This window comes from Sphingomonas sp. PAMC 26617, from assembly GCF_000242835.1.
Lineage (GTDB): Bacteria > Pseudomonadota > Alphaproteobacteria > Sphingomonadales > Sphingomonadaceae > Sphingomonas.
The window spans coordinates 654,186-672,197 of sequence record NZ_JH594425.1; the positions used below are offsets into that span (position 1 = coordinate 654,186).

16 protein-coding genes are annotated in these 18,012 nt (G+C 66.1%); 13 read left to right on the plus strand and 3 right to left on the minus strand.

Going from position 1 to position 18,012, the window contains the following annotated elements; all coding sequences use genetic code 11:
• Positions 1-96: 96 nt before the first annotated feature.
• Genes rimP through RH91_RS02680 form a run of 3 tightly spaced genes read left to right on the plus strand, consistent with a single transcriptional unit; the run spans position 97 to position 2,659 of the window.
• Complete coding sequence (gene rimP / locus RH91_RS02670; protein WP_010160972.1) at positions 97-759, plus strand: ribosome maturation protein RimP; 663 nt, start codon at positions 97-99, stop codon at positions 757-759.
• A complete protein-coding gene (nusA, locus tag RH91_RS02675; RefSeq protein WP_010160973.1) occupies positions 759-2,429 on the plus strand; it encodes a transcription termination factor NusA in 1,671 nt (556 codons plus the stop codon). Before rimP ends, nusA begins: the two co-directional genes overlap by 1 nt.
• Entirely contained in the window at positions 2,429-2,659 is a 231-nt protein-coding gene (locus RH91_RS02680) for a tautomerase family protein (protein WP_010160974.1), read from the plus strand. The genes nusA and RH91_RS02680 overlap by 1 nt, the downstream gene beginning before the upstream one ends.
• 130 nt (positions 2,660-2,789) lie before the next feature.
• Here RH91_RS02680 and RH91_RS02685 read toward each other — a convergent pair whose 3' ends face one another.
• Positions 2,790-3,110, minus strand: a complete 321-nt coding sequence (locus RH91_RS02685) for a GIY-YIG nuclease family protein (RefSeq protein WP_010160975.1) — start codon at positions 3,108-3,110, stop codon at positions 2,790-2,792.
• 263 nt (positions 3,111-3,373) lie between these two features.
• On the opposite strand from RH91_RS02685, the gene RH91_RS02690 reads away from it, so the two are divergent.
• From RH91_RS02690 to RH91_RS02735, 10 genes are all read left to right on the plus strand, one after another.
• Entirely contained in the window at positions 3,374-4,111 is a 738-nt protein-coding gene (locus tag RH91_RS02690; protein ID WP_010160976.1) for a DUF448 domain-containing protein, read from the plus strand.
• Entirely contained in the window at positions 4,108-6,969 is a 2,862-nt protein-coding gene (infB, locus tag RH91_RS02695) for a translation initiation factor IF-2 (RefSeq protein WP_010160977.1), read from the plus strand. Before RH91_RS02690 ends, infB begins: the two co-directional genes overlap by 4 nt.
• A 132-nt stretch (positions 6,970-7,101) precedes the next feature.
• Entirely contained in the window at positions 7,102-7,497 is a 396-nt protein-coding gene (gene rbfA, locus RH91_RS02700; RefSeq protein WP_010160978.1) for a 30S ribosome-binding factor RbfA, read from the plus strand.
• A gap of 136 nt (positions 7,498-7,633) precedes the next feature.
• Positions 7,634-9,055 (plus strand): hypothetical protein, encoded by a 1,422-nt coding sequence (locus RH91_RS02705; RefSeq protein ID WP_010160979.1) that lies wholly within the window; start codon positions 7,634-7,636, stop codon positions 9,053-9,055.
• Positions 9,056-9,120: 65 nt separating this feature from the next.
• Positions 9,121-9,699, plus strand: a complete 579-nt coding sequence (locus RH91_RS02710; protein ID WP_010160980.1) for a thymidine kinase — start codon at positions 9,121-9,123, stop codon at positions 9,697-9,699.
• 14 nt (positions 9,700-9,713) lie between these two features.
• The gene (locus tag RH91_RS02715; RefSeq protein WP_010160981.1) at positions 9,714-10,418 is read left to right on the plus strand and encodes a site-2 protease family protein; all 705 of its coding nucleotides are present in this window, start codon (positions 9,714-9,716) and stop codon (positions 10,416-10,418) included.
• The gene (truB, locus tag RH91_RS02720; RefSeq protein ID WP_010160982.1) at positions 10,415-11,401 is read left to right on the plus strand and encodes a tRNA pseudouridine(55) synthase TruB; all 987 of its coding nucleotides are present in this window, start codon (positions 10,415-10,417) and stop codon (positions 11,399-11,401) included. The genes RH91_RS02715 and truB overlap by 4 nt, the downstream gene beginning before the upstream one ends.
• 21 nt (positions 11,402-11,422) lie before the next feature.
• A complete protein-coding gene (rpsO, locus tag RH91_RS02725; RefSeq protein WP_010160983.1) occupies positions 11,423-11,692 on the plus strand; it encodes a 30S ribosomal protein S15 in 270 nt (89 codons plus the stop codon).
• A gap of 248 nt (positions 11,693-11,940) precedes the next feature.
• Entirely contained in the window at positions 11,941-14,355 is a 2,415-nt protein-coding gene (gene pnp, locus RH91_RS02730) for a polyribonucleotide nucleotidyltransferase (protein ID WP_010160984.1), read from the plus strand.
• Between the two features lie 135 nt (positions 14,356-14,490).
• Positions 14,491-16,614: a hybrid sensor histidine kinase/response regulator gene (locus RH91_RS02735; protein ID WP_010160986.1), complete on the plus strand. Its 2,124-nt coding sequence runs from the start codon at positions 14,491-14,493 to the stop codon at positions 16,612-16,614.
• 28 nt (positions 16,615-16,642) lie between these two features.
• Here RH91_RS02735 and RH91_RS02740 read toward each other — a convergent pair whose 3' ends face one another.
• Positions 16,643-17,164 (minus strand): DUF1993 domain-containing protein, encoded by a 522-nt coding sequence (locus RH91_RS02740; RefSeq protein WP_010160987.1) that lies wholly within the window; start codon positions 17,162-17,164, stop codon positions 16,643-16,645.
• Positions 17,165-17,322: 158 nt separating this feature from the next.
• Positions 17,323-17,703, minus strand: a complete 381-nt coding sequence (locus tag RH91_RS02745) for a DUF1622 domain-containing protein (protein ID WP_010160988.1) — start codon at positions 17,701-17,703, stop codon at positions 17,323-17,325.
• Positions 17,704-18,012 lie beyond the last annotated feature (309 nt).

Genomic DNA, 18,012 nt, shown 5'->3' on the forward strand with positions numbered 1-18,012 from the left:
ATAGGACGATTTTGCCCGCCACCGCCCACCCCGTTCGCAGCCGCTTGCCAGCCCCCTGCAATCCGACTATATCGCCCCTATTCTCTACATCAACGGATGAAGAGGCTGGAGCCCCCCGGTTCCGGCTCCGAAGACCTTTGCCTGATCCTGAAGGACCGACCCGACTTGACCGACACCCCCGATCTGACCGCATTGGTAGCCCCCGAAGCCGAAGCGCTCGGGTTCGATCTCGTGCGGGTCAAGCTGTTCGGCGGCAAGGGCGACCTCACGCTCCAGGTGATGGCGGAGCGCCCCGACACGCGCCAGCTGACGATCGACGATTGCGCCGAACTGTCGCGGCGCATCTCGGACGTGCTCGATGCGCTCGAGCTCGAGGGCAAGGATCCGATCCAGGACGAATATCGGCTCGAAGTGTCGTCGCCCGGGATCGACCGGCCGCTGACCCGGCTCAAGGATTTCAGCGACTGGGCGGGGCATGAGGCACGGATCGTGCTGCTCGCGCCGATCGAGGGCCGCAAGGTGCTGACCGGCACGCTCAAGGGCGTGACCGAGGACTGCATCGCGATCTATCTCGCCAAGCATGGCGAGCTCGACGTGCCGTTCGCGCAGGTCAACACCGCCAAGCTGGTGCTGACCGACGCGCTGATCGCCGCGACTCGCCCGCTGTCGATGGACGGTGCGGACGAGGAAGAAATCGAACACGACGACGAAGCTGTAGATGCGCCCGAGGGTGCCGACCGCGAAGAAGGACATAACTGATGGCCACCCCAGCAACCTCCGGCGTCACCGCCAACCGCGCCGAGCTGATCGCGATTGCGAATGCGGTCGCCACCGAGAAGATGATCGACAAGGGCATCGTCATCGAGGCGATGGAAGACGCGATCCAGCGCGCCGCCCGCGCGCGCTACGGTGCCGAGAACGACATCCGCGCGAAGCTCGATCCCAATACCGGCGATCTCCGCCTGTGGCGCGTCGTCGAGGTGGTCGAGGCGGTCGATGACTATTTCAAGCAGGTCAATCTGAAGGAAGCCGACAAGCTCCAGAAGGGTGCGGTCGTCGGCGACTATATCGTCGATCCGCTCCCCCCGATCGAATTCGGCCGCATCGCCGCGCAGGCCGCCAAGCAGGTCATCTTCCAGAAGGTCCGCGACGCCGAGCGCGAGCGCCAGTATGAAGAATTCAAGGACCGGATGGGCGAGATCATCACCGGCGTCGTCAAGCGCGTCGAGTTCGGCCACGTCGTCGTCGACCTCGGCCGCGCCGAAGGCGTGATCCGTCGCGACCAGCAGATTCCGCGCGAAGTCGTCCGCGTCAACGACCGGATCCGCTCGCTGATCCTCAACGTCCGCCGCGAGAACCGCGGGCCGCAGATCTTCCTCAGCCGCGCGCACCCCGACTTCATGAAGAAGCTGTTCGCGCAGGAAGTCCCCGAAATCTACGACGGCATCATCGAGATCAAGGCCGCTGCGCGCGACCCGGGCTCGCGCGCCAAGATCGGCGTCATTTCGCATGATTCGAGCATCGACCCGGTCGGTGCGTGCGTCGGCATGAAGGGCAGCCGCGTCCAGGCGGTCGTCCAGGAAATGCAGGGCGAGAAGATCGACATCATCCCGTGGTCGCCCGACACCGCGACATTCGTCGTCAACGCGCTCCAGCCGGCCTCGGTGTCGCGCGTTGTGATCGACGAGGAAGAGGATCGCATCGAAGTCGTCGTTCCCGACGATCAGCTGTCGCTCGCGATCGGCCGTCGTGGCCAGAACGTGCGGCTCGCGTCGCAGCTGACCGCCAAGGCGATCGACATCCTGACCGAGGCGGATGCCTCCGAGAAGCGCCAGAAGGAATTCGTCGAGCGCTCGGCCCTGTTCGAGAAGGAACTCGACGTCGACGAGACGCTCGCGCAGCTGCTGGTCGCCGAAGGCTTCGGCAGCCTCGAGGAAGTCGCCTATGTCGGCGTCGACGAAATCGCGTCGATCGAAGGCTTCGATGACGATCTTGCAGCCGAGCTGCAGAGCCGCGCGACCGAGGCGCTCGATCGTCGCGAGTCGACCAACCGCGAAGAGCGGCGTGGTCTGGGTGTCGACGATGCGCTTGCCGCGCTGCCGCACCTCAACGAGGCGATGCTGGTCACGCTCGGCAAGGCCGGGATCAAGACGCTCGACGACCTCGCCGATCTCGCGACCGACGAGCTGATCCAGAAAAAGCGCCAGGAACAGCGCCGCCGCGCCGAGGACGCGCCCAAGCGCGTCGAGGACAGGGGCGGCGTGCTCGGCGAGTATGGCCTGAGCGAAGCGCAGGGCAATGAGATCATCATGGCCGCACGCGCGCACTGGTTCGAGGATGAGGCGACCGAGGAAACCGAAGTGGAAGCCGAGGAAGCGCCTGCTGCCGACGCGCCTGCTGCCGACGCTTCGGAGGAAAAGGACGCCTGATGCCGTTCGTCAGCATCCGCCTCTCGGGCACCGCGACCAGGGACCAGAAGTCCGGGATCGTCGCGGATGTCACCCGGTCGCTGGTCGAGCGGCTGGGCAAGAACCCGGCTGCGGTGCAGATCGTGATCGAGGAAGTGTCGCCCGAGAATTACGGCGCGGGCGGGATCCTGATCGCCGACCGGGATGCACCCAAGTTGCAGGAGGACGCTCATGCGGAATCCTCGCAATGACGCGCTAGCGGTTACCCTTCGCTGTCGTCATCCCGGGCTTGTCCCGGGATCCACCGGGCCGCGCTTCCTGCGGCGCGGGGGACGTGCTGCGCTGTGGACCCCGGCACAAGGCCGGGGTGACGGGTTGGGTTTAGGGCATAGCTGGCAGGCCGAGGCCGACCGCGAGGTCCTGCCAATGCGGGTTGTCGCGCTCGATCAGGTTCTTCTTGAAGTCGCGCGGCCATTTTTTGAGACGTTTCTCGAAGGCAATCGCGGCGTCCATGGTGTCCGCGACATCGTACCAAACAAGATGCTTGATCGCGTAGCGCTTGGTGAAGCCATCGAACGTTTCTTCCCGATGTTGCAAGATACGCCCGACCAGATTCGACGTGACGCCAACATACAGCGTCCCGTTGAACCCGTTTGCCAGCATATAGACGCACGGTATCCGCTCGCGCACCTCGCCCTCCATCGTCACCCCGGGCTCGTCCCGGGGTCCACCGCTGGGCAAACTCCCCCGTCGCGGAATGTGCGGCACCGTGGACCCCGGCACAAGGCCGGGGTGACGGCATGCGGGCCTGTAGACGCACGATATTCGCTCGCGCACCCCGCCTCCCAACGTCACCCCGGGCTCGTCCCGGGGTCCATCGCTGGGCACACTCCCCCGGTGCAGAAGGTGCGGCACGGTGGACCCCGGCACAAGGCCGGGGTGACGAACGTCGGAGGGCATGCAGCATGACCGACGAAACCGGCGCGATCCGCCGCTGCATCCTGCTCGGCGAGCGCGCCCCGCGCGAGACGCTCGTCCGTCTCGCGCTGTCCCCCGACGGCGCGGTCCACCCCGACGTTCGCGCCAAGGCCCCCGGCCGAGGCGCATGGATCGGCGTGACCCGCGCCGAGCTCGACACCGCGATCACCAAGGGCAAGCTCAAGGCCGCGCTCGCCCGTGCGTTCAAGACCGGGCCGATCGCGATCCCGGACGACCTGTCCGAGAAGATCGCGACCGCGCTCGAACGCGCCGTGCTCGACCGCCTCGGCCTCGAGGCGCGCACCGGCAACCTGTTGACCGGCGCGGAAAAGATCGAGACCGCGGCGCGCAGCGGCAAACTTCACATGCTGCTCCACGCCTGCGATGCGGGCGCGGACGGCAACCGCAAGCTCGATCAGGCCTGGCGCATCGGCAACGATGAAGAAGGAAGTGATTTGAGGGGGTTGGTTCTGCCGGTCCCGCGCACCATATTGGCCGTGGCACTAGGCCGCCAGAATGTGGTACATATAGGCCTGACTGATCCCGATGCCGCCGGACGCGTACGCGATTCGCTACACCGCTGGCTGCATTTCATCGGCCCTGACCCAACTCCCGCGCCTTGCGAAACGGCCTCGCAGGGGGCATCGGCGTCTCACCACGACGCCGGTCCGCTGGCCGATCTGGCCCGAGTGCCGACAGACGACGTACACGAGGAATTTGAGTGAGCGATACCGAGAACGAAAAGCCGAAGCTGGGCATGCGCGCGCCTTTGGGCTTGAAGCGTACGGTCGAGACCGGCCAGGTCAAGCAGAGCTTCAGCCATGGACGGTCGAACACCGTCGTGGTCGAGGTGAAGCGCCGCCGCGTGCTCGGCCCGGGCGGCACCCCGGTCGATGCACCCATCGTCGAGGAAGCAGCGGCTCCGGCTGCGGCCCCCGCACCGGCACCAACCCCGGCTGCGCGTGCGCCGGAACCCCGCCGCGCGCCCCCGCCCGCGCCGGTGTCGCCCGCCAACTCGCTGCTGTCGCGTCAGGAACTCCAGACCAAGCTGCTCCGCGAGGCCGATGAGGCGCGCATGCAGGCGCAGGAAGAGAACCGTCGCCGCGACGAACGCCTCCGCGCCGAGGCGCTCGAGGAAGATCGTCGCCGCGCCGAGGAACGGGCCAAGGCGCCTGTCCCGACGGCTGAGCCGACGCCCGCTCCCGAGCCGACACCCGAAACCGTCGCAGAGCAGGCGGCGCCTGCCCCGGCTCCGGTCGAAGCTGCAGCGCCCGAAGCGCCGGCTCCGGTCGCGGCACCCGCCGCCCCGGCAGCGCCGGTCGCTGCAACGCCTGCCCCTGCACCGGCTCCCGTAGCCGCTGCGCCTGCGCCCGTCGCGAAGCCCGCGCCGGTCGCAGCCAAGCCGACGCCCGCCCCTGCACCAGCGCCGGCCCCCGTGCTGCGCCCGCTGTCGCTCGAGCGCGATCCGTCGATGCCGGCACCGCGCCTGTTCACGCCGGTTCCCCGGCCCGAGCGGCCCAAGCCGCCCGCGCCTGCGCCGGCACCCGAGCCGACGCCTGCTGCAACCACGGCTTCGGCAACGCCGACGCCCGCCGGTACGGTCAAGCGTCCGGGGTCGCCCTCGGCTGCGCCGACCGAAGCGCCGTCGCGTCCCGGTGCCGGTCCGCGTGACCGCAAGGGTGACGAGCGTCGCGGCGGCAAGCTGACCGTCAACCGTGCGCTCAACGATGGCGACGGCGCGCGTGCGCGTTCGCTCGCTGCGCTGAAGCGTGCCCGCGAGAAGGAAAACCGTCGGATGGGCGGCCCGCGCGAAGCGCAGGCCAAGCAGATCCGCGACGTCGTGGTGCCGGAGGCGATCACCGTCCAGGAACTCGCCAACCGTATGGCGGAAAAGGGCGCGGATCTGGTCAAGACGCTGTTCAAGATGGGCATGCCCGTCACGATGACGCAGACGATCGACCAGGATACCGCCGAGCTGCTGGTGACCGAATTCGGCCACAACATTCAGCGCGTCAGCGATTCGGACATCGATCTGACCAACGACACGCATGAGGATCATGACGAGAACGCGGTCACGCGTCCGCCGGTCGTGACGATCATGGGCCATGTCGATCACGGCAAGACCTCGCTGCTCGACGCGCTGCGTGGAACCGATGTGGTCAAGGGCGAGGCCGGTGGCATCACCCAGCATATCGGTGCCTATCAGGTCACGCTGAAGGACAAGTCGAAGATCACCTTCCTCGACACGCCGGGCCACGAAGCGTTCACCGAGATGCGCCAGCGCGGCGCCAACGTGACCGACATCGTCGTGCTCGTGGTCGCAGCGGACGACAGCATCAAGCCGCAGACCGTCGAGGCGATCAACCATACGCGCGCCGCTGGCGTGCCGATGATCGTCGCGATCAACAAGATCGACAAGCACGACGCCAATCCGCAGAAGGTGCGCGAGCAGCTCCTGCAATATGAGGTCGTGGTCGAGGAACTGTCGGGCGATGTCCAGGACGTCGAGGTCTCTGCGCTCAAGAAGACCGGTCTCGACGAGCTGATCGAGAAGATCCAGCTCCAGGCCGAACTGCTCGAGCTCAAGGCCAACCCGGACCGGACCGCCGAGGGCACCGTGATCGAGGCGAAGCTCGACAAGGGCCGCGGCCCGGTCGCGACGATCCTCGTCAACCGCGGCACGCTCAAGGTCGGCGACATCTTCGTCGTCGGCGCCGAGAGCGGCAAGGTCCGCGCGATGACCAACGACAAGGGTCAGCAGATCAAGGTCGCTGGCCCGTCGATGCCGGTCGAGGTGCTCGGCCTGTCGGGTGTCCCGCGTGCGGGCGATCCGCTGTCGGTGGTCGAGAGCGAAGCGCGTGCGCGTGAAGTCGCCGAATACCGCAAGGGCGTCATCACCGACAAGCGCACCGGGGGTGGCCCGGCCAGCCTCGAGTCGATGTTCTCGGCGCTCAAGGAAAAGCAGGCGATCGAATATCCGCTGGTGGTCAAGGCCGACACGCAAGGGTCGGTCGAGGCGATCGTGGGTGCGATCAACAAGATCTCGACCGATCTCATCAAGGCGCGCGTCCTGCATTCGGGCGTCGGTGGCATCACCGAGAGCGACGTGACGTTGGCGGGTGCATCGGGCGCACCGATCATCGGCTTCAACGTCCGTCCGAACGCCAAGGCACGCGAGATTGCGGAACGGCAGAAGGTCGCGTTCAAATATTATGACGTGATCTACGACCTGACCGACGAGATCCGCGCCGGCATGGCGGGCGAGCTTGGCCCCGAGGCGTTCGAAACGGTCGTCGGCCGTGCGGAAATCCGCGACGTCTTCTCGGCCGGCAAGCACGGCAAGGCGGCTGGTCTGCTCGTTACCGAGGGCAACATCCGCAAGGCGCTCAAGGCACGTATCACCCGGGCGGATGTCATCATCTACCAGGGCGAGATCGCCTCGCTGCGCCGCTTCAAGGACGACGTCGCCGAAGTGCGGGCTGGTCTGGAGTGTGGCGTGACCTTCACGTCGAACTTCGTCGACATCAAGCCGGGCGACTTCCTCGAAACGTTCGAAGTCGAACTGCGCGAACGCACGCTATAATCTTCTCCCTCTCCCCGCTTGCGGGGAGAGGGCCGGGGAGAGGGGCAGTATCAAGCGCTGCGCTGTGATACTGCCCCTCTCCCGCGCTTCGCTTCGCTCGCTTGCCCTCTCCCCGGAGGGGAGAGGGATATAATGAGACCCAACGACACCCCAGAATCCCGCAACGTCCGCCTGCTTCGCGTCGGCGAGCAGATGCGCCACACCCTCAGCGAAATCCTCGCTCGTGGCGACGTGCATGACGAGACGCTGGCCAAGCATCCGGTGACGATCACCGAAGTCCGCATGTCGCCCGACCTGCGCCACGCGACCGTGTTCATGAAACCCCTGCTCGGCAAGGACGAGGAAGCAGTGCTGAAGGCGCTGCGCACCAACACTGCGTATCTCCAGCGCGAAGTGGCATCGCGCGTGCGGATGAAATACGCCGCCAAGCTCAAGTTCCTCGCCGACGACAGCTTCGACGAGGGCAGCCATATCGACTCGTTGCTACGGGATCCCAAGGTTGCGCGGGATCTCGAACCAGACGCATGAGCGCCTGACATGCGGTTCCGCTGATACGACCGACCGACGAAGTCTTTCGATCATTCCACACTGACACCGCGTCCAAGACCAGCTATGCTTCCCGCATAGCTGGTTTCAGGTATTAGCGCAGTGGAGATGCACCGCCGTGGTCCTCGCGATCTTCTGGTTGAGCTTTGCGCTTGCGGCCATTCTGCCGAAGCACTGGAGCGTCTATCTCTTTTTCGCGATGCTTCCTTTCGGAGCCTTCAGCGTCATTCCGACCGAGATTACCGGAGGAACCACAATCCTCCCGGTGATCGTCTGTTCGGCACTGATGGTGGCGAAGGTGTTTAGCGATGATCGCCATCGCATCACACTGATCGACGGATTGCTCGGCATCAGGCGGCTTGGCCTGCTGACCGGCTTCGTTCTGGTGGCACTGATCGTGACGGCGACCGCGCCGCGACTGTTTTCCGGAACGCCGGTCATGGGCCTCAATACCCTGACGATCACACCGCTTGCCTTTGGTGCAGGCAATCTGACGCAAAGCGTCTACCTGTCGAGTTCTTTCCTGATCACTGCCAGCCTGTATTGCCTGCTCCTGAATCCGGAGGATCGTCCGGTCGTGGCGCGTGCGGTGCTGGTGGGCGGTACGGTCGTGGTCGCTTCAGGTCTTGCCGACATGGCGGCGGCCGGCACGGCGGTGCTCGAACCAGTGCGCACGGCAACCTACGCGCTTCTTACCAACGACAGCGTCGGCGCGATGCGGCGGGTTGTCGGCTTCGATACGGAAGCATCGTCTTTTGGCGCGCTGGCCCTGTCGTTCGCGGCGATCCTCTATTTCATCTGCCCGGCCAACCTCCTCGGCCCGTTTGCGCGGTCGTTTCAGCAGGTTCTGGCGGCGGCGTGTTTCGCGATGACGATCCTTTCGACGTCCTCGGCTGCCTATGCCGGCCTGGCGACATTCATTCTCTGCGCGGTGGTTGATGTCGTGCGCCGCGCGATCGTCCAACGCGCGCCCGAAGACGGTCGCGCGCTCGTCCGGGACGTCCTCGCGCTCGGCGCGGTATCGATCGGTATCGTCACGGTCCTGCTGCTGGATCCCGCAATCCGGTCGGCAATCTACGGGACGATCGATACCATCCTGCTGAAAAAGGGCGAGTCGAGTTCGTACCTGGAACGCAGTACGTGGAACAGCGTCAGCTTCGACGGGTTGCTGGAAACAAATGGCTTTGGCGTCGGTGTCGGATCGACTCGAACCTCGAACTGGCTCCTGGCGGTTTTGACCGGGACCGGCCTTCTCGGTGCCGGTCTGTTGCTCGCCTTCGTATCGCTGGCATTGTTTGCACCGGTTCCACGGGGTGATCCGGGCCTGCGCGCGATGTGCCTCGGCAGCCGCATCGCACTGATCGTCGTCGCGGTTCCGGCGCTCGGTGCCGGCACGGTGGTGGATTTCGGACCGTTCAATGCCCTGATCTTCGGAAGTCTCGTCGCGCTACGAGTCGCGATCGCGCCGGCACCGTGGATGCGGGCAAGCCGACCGCACGGCATTCGCCTGCTGCGCGATGCCGGGGCGCTGCAGGCCTGAACCTGCGGCGCATGCCGGACGGCGCGGCAATGGACGGACGAACGCAATCTCGCCATTAGCGGGAAATGGCCAAGCTCTATTTCTACTATGCCAGCATGAACGCGGGCAAATCGACCAACCTGCTGCAGGCCGATTTCAACTATCGCGAGCGCGGGATGCGGACCGTGCTGCTCACCGCGGCGATCGACGATCGCTTCGCCGCCGGAACGATCACCTCGCGGATCGGGCTTGCCGCGGATGCGATCGCGTTCGATCGCGATACCGATCTGGTCGCGGTCGTCGCGCGGGAGGGCGAGACGCCGCCCGCCTGCGTGCTGGTCGACGAGGCGCAGTTCCTGACCGCCAGGCAGGTCGATCAGCTCGCCGAACTTGCCGACGACCACGGTATCCCGGTGCTCGCCTACGGCCTGCGCACCGATTTCATCGGCGCACTGTTCGAGGGATCGGCGCGGTTGCTGGCGATCGCGGACTCGCTCATCGAGATCAAATCGGTCTGCGCGTGCGGGCGCAAGGCGACGATGAACCTCCGCGTCGATGCCGACGGCCGCGCGATCGCGGCGGGCGCGCAGACCGAGATCGGCGGCAATGACCTGTACATCGCGCTGTGTCGTCGCCATTTCCGGGAAGCGCTTGCCGCCTCCTGACCGAACGGACCTGAATGAACGACCCCAACCTGCCCTACACCATCGCGGTGTGGCTCATCCCCCTCGTCATCGCGATCGTCTTCCACGAAGTCGCCCACGGTTATGTCGCGCGGATCTTCGGCGATCCGACCGCGGACCGGCTCGGACGGCTGACGCTCAACCCGCTCCGCCATGTCGATCCGATCGGCACGGTCGTGCTCCCGATGATCCTGGCGATCGCGCATGCGCCGATCTTCGGCTGGGCCAAGCCCGTGCCGGTCGACGCGACGCGGCTGCGCAACCCGCGCCGCGACATGATGCTAGTGGCGCTGGCGGGGCCGGCGACCAATTTCGTGCTGGCGACGATCGCGGCGCTGGCACTCGGCGCGTTCGTCGGGCTGCATGGCGGGATCCCCGCGCAGGGCGCCCCGCATACGGTGGCGGGGTTCGTGTTCGACAGCCTCTACAGCTTCGTGCTGGTCAACGTGTTCCTGGGCGTCTTCAACCTGATCCCGCTGCCGCCGTTCGATGGCGGGCATGTCGTGCAGGGGCTGCTCCCTCGCGCGGCGGCGATCCAATATTCCAAGCTCGCGCGCTTCGGGTTTCCGCTGCTGCTGTTCCTGCTGTTCGTCCTGCCGATGATCAGCCCGCAAGCCGATATCGTCCGCCGCGTGATCGGCCCGATCGCGAGCGCGGCCGCGGACTTCTTCCTCGGCTTTGCTCGACTGGGTGGGTTGTGAGCGGAATCAACGGCTGGCTGATCCTCGACAAGCCGCTCGGGCTGGGGTCGACCGACGGGGTCACCGCGGTCAAGCGCGCGCTGCGCGCGGCTGGCTATGATGCGAGCAAGCGCGGGATCAAGGTCGGGCACGGCGGCACGCTCGATCCACTCGCGACCGGCGTACTGCCGATCGCGCTGGGCGAGGCGACCAAGCTTGCGGGGCGGATGCTCGACAGCGACAAGATCTACGACTTCACGATCGGCTTCGGGAGCCAGACCGACACGCTCGACCTCGAGGGCAAAGTCATCGCGACGTCCGACGTGCGGCCGACGCTGGCCGCGGTCGAGGCGGTGCTGGCGCAGTTCACCGGGCCGATCGAGCAGGTGCCGCCGATCTATTCCGCACTCAAGGTCGACGGCGAACGCGCCTATGATCGCGCGCGCGCCGGCGAGGAGGTGGTTCTGGCGAGCCGCCAGGTGACGATCCACGCGCTCACCATCCGTCACCCCGGGCTTGTCCCGGGGTCCACGGCGCCGCAAGCCGCCGGGTCGGTCGAGGCGTGGACCCCGGCACAGGGCCGGGGTGACGAGCCGTCTTTGGACGACATCACCCTCTCCGCGCACGTCTCCAAAGGCACCTATATCCGCAGCCTCGCGCGCGACATCGCGATCGCGCTCGGCACGGTCGGGCATGTCACGATGCTCCGCCGCACCAGGGCCGGGCCGTTCGACCTGTCCCACGCGATATCGCTGGACAAACTGGCCGAATTCGGCCAAGCGCGCAGCCTTAAACACAATCTCCTGCCGTTGAGGGCGGGGCTGGACGACATCCCGGCTCTATCCCTCACCCCCGATCAGGCAGGGCTGCTCCGACAGGGGCGGGTGTTGGTCGGGATCGCCGCAGACGATGGCCCCTACTTCGCGACATTGGACGACAGTCCGGTTGCTCTGGTGGAGGTTCAGGACCGCGAGGTCCGCGTCGTTCGCGGTTTCAACCTGTGACGATGTCGAAGGAAGACTGAAATGACGATCACTGCAGAGCGCAAGGACGCGCTCGTCAAGGAACATGGCCGCGTCGAAGGCGACACCGGCAGCCCCGAAGTCCAGGTCGCGATCCTCACCGAGCGCATTCGCAACCTGACCGAGCACTTCAAGGGCCACAAGAAGGACAACCATTCGCGTCGCGGTCTGCTGATGATGGTCAACAAGCGGCGTTCGCTGCTCGACTATCTCCGTCACAAGGACGGTCAGCGGTATCTCGACCTGATCGCGAAGCTCGGTCTTCGCAAGTAACACCGGGGGGCGGCCGAAAGGTCGCCCCTTTTGGCATTCCGGCCCGACATCGGGCCTAACAAGTTCGGGCGCAGCGGCCCTTCAGCGGACGCTGCGCACCTGGACCCCGGCCTGAAGCCGGGGAAGTGCAGAGGGAATGGCAATTCGGCCCTTCCGTCGGGAGCGATCAAGCGCTCCAGACCGCGCGGACCGGTTAGTCCGCACAGTGGCCCCGTCGGCATCCGGCCGGCGGTGTTGAAGGAAAAAGCATGTTCAATACCAAGACCGTGACCACCCAATGGGGTGGCAAGACGCTGACGCTGGAAACCGGCCGCGTCGCGCGCCAGGCTGATGGCGCCGTGATGGCAACGCTCGGCGAGACCGTGGTGCTCTGCGCCGTGACCGCCGCCAAGTCGGTGAAGGAAGGCCAGGACTTCTTCCCGCTGACCGTTCACTATCAGGAAAAATATTCGGCTGCCGGCCGTATCCCCGGTGGCTTCTTCAAGCGTGAGCGCGGCGCGACCGAAAAGGAAACGCTGACCAGCCGCCTGATCGACCGTCCGATCCGCCCGTTGTTCCCGGAAGGGTTCTACAACGAGATCAACGTGATCTGCCAGGTCCTGTCGTATGACGGCGAGAACGAGCCGGACATGCTGGCGATGGTCGCCGCATCGGCTGCGCTGACCATCTCGGGCGTGCCCTTCATGGGCCCGATCGGCGCAGCCCGCGTCGGCTACATCGATGGCGAGTACATCCTCAACCCGACCGTCGAGCAGATCAAGGCAGGCGAGCTCGATCTCGTCGTCGCCGCGACCGGCGACGCCGTGATGATGGTCGAATCCGAAGCCAAGGAGCTTTCGGAAGAGGTCATGCTCGGCGCGGTCCAGTTCGCGCACAAGGCATGCCGCGAGGTCTGCAACCTCGTCATCGATCTGGCCGAGCAGGCTGCCAAGGATCCGTGGGAAATGCCCGCACAGAGCGATCTGACCGCCGCCAAGGACAAGCTGCGTAAGCTCGTCGGTGCCGACATTGCCGCCGCCTACAAGGTGACCGACAAGTCGAAGCGTTCGACGATGCTGTACGAAGTCCGCGCCAAGGCACGCGAAGCCTTCGCCGATGCAGCGCCGCAGGACCAGATGGCAGCGGGCAAGCTCGTCAAGAAGCTCGAGGGCGAGATCGTCCGCGGCGCCATCCTCAAGGACGGCACGCGCATCGACGGCCGCACCACCACGCAGATCCGTCCGATCGAGGCGATGGTGCACTTCCTGCCGCGCGCGCACGGTTCGGCGCTGTTCACCCGCGGTGAGACGCAGGCGATCTGCACGACCACGCTCGGCACCAAGGACGCCGAGCAGATGATCGACGGGCTGACCGGCCTGTCCTACGAAAACTTCATGCTCCACTACAACTTCCCGCCCTATTCGGTCGGTGAAGTCGGCCGCTTCGGTGCGCCGGGCCGTCGTGAAGTCGGCCACGGCAAGCTTGCGTGGCGCGCGCTGCATCCGGTGCTGCCGTCGAAGGACGAGTTCCCGTACACGATCCGCGTCCTGTCGGACATCACCGAGAGCAACGGCTCCTCGTCGATGGCGACGGTCTGCGGCGGTTCGCTGTCGATGATGGACGCGGGCGTTCCGCTCAAGCGTCCGGTGTCGGGCATCGCGATGGGCCTGATCCTCGAGGGCAAGGACTTTGCGGTTCTCTCGGACATCCTTGGCGACGAGGATCACCTCGGCGACATGGACTTCAAGGTCGCGGGGACCGAGGCCGGCATCACCACGATGCAGATGGACATCAAGATCGCCGGCATCACCGACGAGATCATGCGTGTCGCGCTCGCGCAGGCCAAGGAAGGCCGTGCGCATATCCTGGGTGAGATGAACAAGGCGCTCGATTCGACGCGTACCGAACTGTCGGCGCATGCGCCGCGGATCGAGACGCTGCAGATCGACAAGGCGAAGATCCGGGAAGTCATCGGCACCGGCGGCAAGGTGATCCGCGAGATCGTCGCGCAGACCGGCGCCAAGGTCGACATCGACGACGAGGGCCTGATCAAGATCAGCTCGTCCGACACCGCGCAGATCGAAGCCGCGATCAAGTGGATCAAGGGCATCGTCGAGGAAGCCGAAGTCGGCAAGGTCTATGACGGCAAGGTCGTCAACCTCGTCGATTTCGGGGCGTTCGTGAACTTCATGGGTGGCAAGGACGGTCTCGTCCATGTGTCCGAAATCAAGAACGAGCGCGTCGAGAAGGTCTCCGACGTCCTGAGCGAAGGTCAGGAAGTCAAGGTCAAGGTCCTCGAGATCGACCCGCGCGGCAAGGTTCGCCTGTCGATGCGCGTCGTCGACCAGGAGACCGGTGCCGAGATCGAGGACACCCGTCCGGCGCGCGAAGAGCGTCCGCGCGGTGAAGGTCGGGGCGAAGGCCGTGGCCCGCGTCGCGATGGCGACGGTGGTCGTCCGCCGCGCAGCGAAGGCGGCGGCGGTCGTGGTGACGGCGGTGGCGGTCGCGGCGAAGGCCGTGGCCCGCGTCGTGACGGCGACGGTGGTCGCGGCCCGCGCCGTGATGGCGGTTCGGGCGGCGGTGCCGGTGGCGCAGAGCGCGCTCCGCGTAACGACAAGCCGAGCGACGACGACGGCCCCGCGCCCGAGTTCGCACCGGCTTTCCTGACCGGCGATCGCGACTAAGACCTTAAACGCGAAAGCGTTGGGTAGGATCAGGGCCCGGAGCAATCCGGGCCCTTTTTCTTGGGGCGCCCTTTCCCCGCACCTGGCACCATTTTTTACCGCGCGATCCGTCGCATGGCCCTGTAAGAGCGTATCATGATCTCACCCGATCCTCGCGACCCGGCCCTGCTTGCGCCGGATCTCCGGTTCCTCGCCGGTGGCGGCGCGGCGACGCAGCTCATCCTCGCGCGCGACTGGTCCGATCATCCGCTGGGCGAGCCCGCGGACTGGTGCGACACACTCAAATCGCAGATCAGCACGATCCTCAATTCGCCGGAATCGATGATCCTCGCCTGGGGGGCGGAGACGCTCAGCTTCTTCTTCAACGAGACCTATATTCCGTTGCTCGGGCCGCGGGTGGCGTGGGCGATGGGGTCGCCGTTCCGCGAGGTGTGGGCGGATGGCTGGGATCAGGCCAAGCCGATCATCGACGATGCGTTCGCCGGGCGCAGCCAGCGGTTCAGCGACCTGCCGTGGAAGCTCGACACCGACCGGGGTTTAGCGGAGACGTGGTTCTCCTTCTCCTATTCGCGGATCCTCGACTCCACGGGGAAGATCGCTGGCCTGTTCATCCTGACCAACGAGACGACTGATCGCGTGCTCAGCGACGCAGCGCTGCTGCGCGCGCAGGCCGATCTGCTCGATCTCAACGCGACGCTCGAGCAGCAGGTTGCCGCGCGCACGACCGATCGCAACCGGCTGTGGCAATTGTCGTCCGACATCATGCTCGTTGCGGATTTCGACGGCACGATCAACGCGGTCAACCCCGCCTGGACGCACGTGCTCGGCTGGAGCGAGGCGGAATTGCTCGGACAGCCGCTGTTCGGCTTCATCCATCCCGACGATCTGGAAAATACGATCAGTGCCGCGCAAGGCATTGGCGAAGGCCACGTGTTCGCCCGCTTCGGCAATCGCTACCGCCACAAGGACGGCAGCTACCGCGACATCGTGTGGAACGCGGGGCCGGGCGACGGCAAGATCATCGCGGTCGGCCGCGATTCGACCGAGGACAAGGCCAAGGCGCGCGCCCTCGAAGCCGCCGAGGGGCAGTTGCGCCAGGCGCAGAAGATGGAAGCGGTCGGGCAGCTCACCGGCGGGATTGCGCATGACTTCAACAATTTGCTGACCGGCGTGATGGGCAATCTGGAATTGCTCGAGAGGCGGCTCGCGCGCGGTCAGGTCGACGATTCCGAGCGGTTCATTCTGGCCGCGCAACAGGCCGGGCGCCGCGCGGCTGCGCTCACGCAACGCTTGCTCGCCTTTTCGCGACGCCAGACGCTCGATCCGCGCGCGACCGACGTCAACCGGCTGATCCACGGGATGGAGGATCTGCTGCGGCGCACGGTCGGCCCGGCCACGACGATCCACGTCGCCGGCGCGCCAGAGCTCTGGACCGCGATGATCGACCCGACCCAGTTCGAAAACGCGCTGCTCAACCTGTGCATCAACGCGCGCGACGCGATGCCCGACGGCGGGACGCTGACGATCACGACCGAAAACGCGTGGTTCGACGAAGCGACCGCGCGCGACCGCGATCTCGCGGCGGGGCCCTATCTCGCGGTGTGCGTCACCGACACCGGCACCGGTATGTCCGCCGAGACGATCGACCATGCGTTCGAGCCGTTCTTCACGACCAAGCCGATTGGCCAGGGCACCGGGCTTGGCCTGTCGATGATCTACGGCTTCGCGCGGCAATCGGGCGGGCAAGTGCGGATCATCTCGACGCTCGGCCAGGGGTCGACGATCTGCGTCTATCTGCCGCAGCATGCGGGCGCGGCGGTGCCGCAGGAGGAGACGGCAAGCGACGCCCCCCTGCCCGTCGCGCGCGGCGGCACGATCCTGCTGATCGACGACGAAGCCAGCATCCGCCACCTGATCGACGAAGTGCTCGACGATCTCGGCTATACCGTGATCGGCGCGGCGGACGGCGCGGCGGGGATCAAGGTGCTGCAGTCGGGCGCGCGGATCGACCTGCTGATCACCGACGTGGGGCTGCCCAACGGGATGAACGGGCGGCAGGTCGCGGATCTCGCGCGGCTGCTGCGGCCCGAGCTCCGGATCCTGTTCGTGACCGGCTACGCCGAGACCGCTGCGTTCGGCAACGGTCCGCTCGACGACGGGATGGAACTGCTGACCAAGCCCTTCACGATGCATCAACTGACCGCGAAGGTCGCGGACATGCTGCCGGGCACGCCGTCAGCCTCCGTACGCTCGGGATAAGGCGGTCATCCCGGGCGAGCGGCGAGGCCTAGGCCTTCATGCGCGGCATGCCCAGGAAGTCCCGCTTGCCCAGCTTCACCCCTTGCGCGCGCAGGATCGCGTAGGCGATGCTCGCGTGGAAATAGAAGTTGGGCTGCGAGAAGGAGAGCAGGAAGTTCGCGCCCGTGAACGGCATCCGGGTTTCGCCGAACGCGAAGTGCGTATCGCTGTCGACCAGCGTGTCGAACGCCGCCCGGTCGATGGCGGTGAGGCTGGCGACCGCCGCCTGAAGGATGGCGTGCAGCCCTGCAAAGTCGGTCGGCCAGGCCGACCGATCGGGCGAGAACGTCCCCGCGCGGACCCCCTCGATCCCGCCGATCGAGTGCGCGGCGCAGGACTTCACCTGATAGCCGAACGGCAGCATGTCGGGCGCGAGACGCGCGTCGATCAGGTCCGCCTCCGCGCGTCCGTGCTCGGCACAAAACGCCGCCGCCTTGTCGACCAGGGCGTCGACCGAGCGCAGGATCTGGAGGTTGGACGGTACCACGGCGTCGTACAAAGAGAAGGTCATCGTCTCGATCCTTTGGAAGCTGCGGCCTTATGCAGCCTCCCTGCGCTACGGTCCATAAGCCCTGGCGCACCGGAGCTTAGCGCCCCGCCGACCTTGCCGACGAACTAAGCAGCCGGGTTTGACGGACCGCGGCTATTCACTATGAAATCCGAGCCGCGCTACCGCTCGCGACTCCTGCTGCGATCCGCGTCACGCGCCATTCGCCGCCACGGCCAGCATCCTTCGATCTCGGTTTCAAGAGAGAAGCTCAGAAAGGTGCGGATCGCGATGATGGCACCCAGTAACCCGACGCTCGCGAAGGTCAGAGGCGCAGTGATCGTCGAGATGATGTCGGCTCCGACGAGGAGCTCGAGACCCAGGAGAATGCCACGCCCCAACCCGGCGCGATACCGCTGATACGCGTCGTTCCAGTTCGTCCTGCTGCCGTCGACGACGAATCTTGCCGAGGCAAGCACGACACCGCCCAGAATTATCGCCGCCCCCACCAGCTCCAGTAGCTTGGCGAGAGCATCCACGACAGCGTGCGCTTGCTCGATCATGCTGCTGGTTACGCGGAAAGGGCGGCATATTGCTAGAGATCGGTTGAATTCGCTCCCCGCACACGCCTGCAACGATCCGGTCCCCGCCACTCCCGACTTCATCCACCGCGATTGGGATCGTTGGGCGCAGCACGACGCGCATCCGGTCGACCCGGTAATCTTCGCGCGGGAGACCGACCAGGATCCCGTGGTGCGAACAAAGGCCGGCCACCGCACACTGGGTAACGTTCGAAGCTGCCAAGACCGAGGCATCGTGAACTGGCTTCCGCGGGTGGCGACCGCTCAGAATGTCCTTCGTGATTAGAGAAC

Bases quoted from the DNA above. Each gene is read 5' to 3' on its own strand.
- RH91_RS02715 (WP_010160981.1), top strand. From the start codon at position 9,714: ATGAACGACCCCAACCTGCCCTACACCATCGCGGTGTGGCTCATCCCC.
- RH91_RS02710 (WP_010160980.1), top strand. From the start codon at position 9,121: ATGGCCAAGCTCTATTTCTACTATGCCAGCATGAACGCGGGCAAATCG.
- rpsO (WP_010160983.1), top strand. From the start codon at position 11,423: ATGACGATCACTGCAGAGCGCAAGGACGCGCTCGTCAAGGAACATGGC.
- RH91_RS02745 (WP_010160988.1), bottom strand. From the start codon at position 17,703: ATGATCGAGCAAGCGCACGCTGTCGTGGATGCTCTCGCCAAGCTACTG.
- nusA (WP_010160973.1), top strand. From the start codon at position 759: ATGGCCACCCCAGCAACCTCCGGCGTCACCGCCAACCGCGCCGAGCTG.
- pnp (WP_010160984.1), top strand. From the start codon at position 11,941: ATGTTCAATACCAAGACCGTGACCACCCAATGGGGTGGCAAGACGCTG.
- RH91_RS02685 (WP_010160975.1), bottom strand. From the start codon at position 3,110: ATGGAGGGCGAGGTGCGCGAGCGGATACCGTGCGTCTATATGCTGGCA.
- RH91_RS02740 (WP_010160987.1), bottom strand. From the start codon at position 17,164: ATGACCTTCTCTTTGTACGACGCCGTGGTACCGTCCAACCTCCAGATC.
- RH91_RS02690 (WP_010160976.1), top strand. From the start codon at position 3,374: ATGACCGACGAAACCGGCGCGATCCGCCGCTGCATCCTGCTCGGCGAG.
- rimP (WP_010160972.1), top strand. From the start codon at position 97: ATGAAGAGGCTGGAGCCCCCCGGTTCCGGCTCCGAAGACCTTTGCCTG.
- RH91_RS02680 (WP_010160974.1), top strand. From the start codon at position 2,429: ATGCCGTTCGTCAGCATCCGCCTCTCGGGCACCGCGACCAGGGACCAG.
- rbfA (WP_010160978.1), top strand. From the start codon at position 7,102: ATGAGACCCAACGACACCCCAGAATCCCGCAACGTCCGCCTGCTTCGC.
- RH91_RS02735 (WP_010160986.1), top strand. From the start codon at position 14,491: ATGATCTCACCCGATCCTCGCGACCCGGCCCTGCTTGCGCCGGATCTC.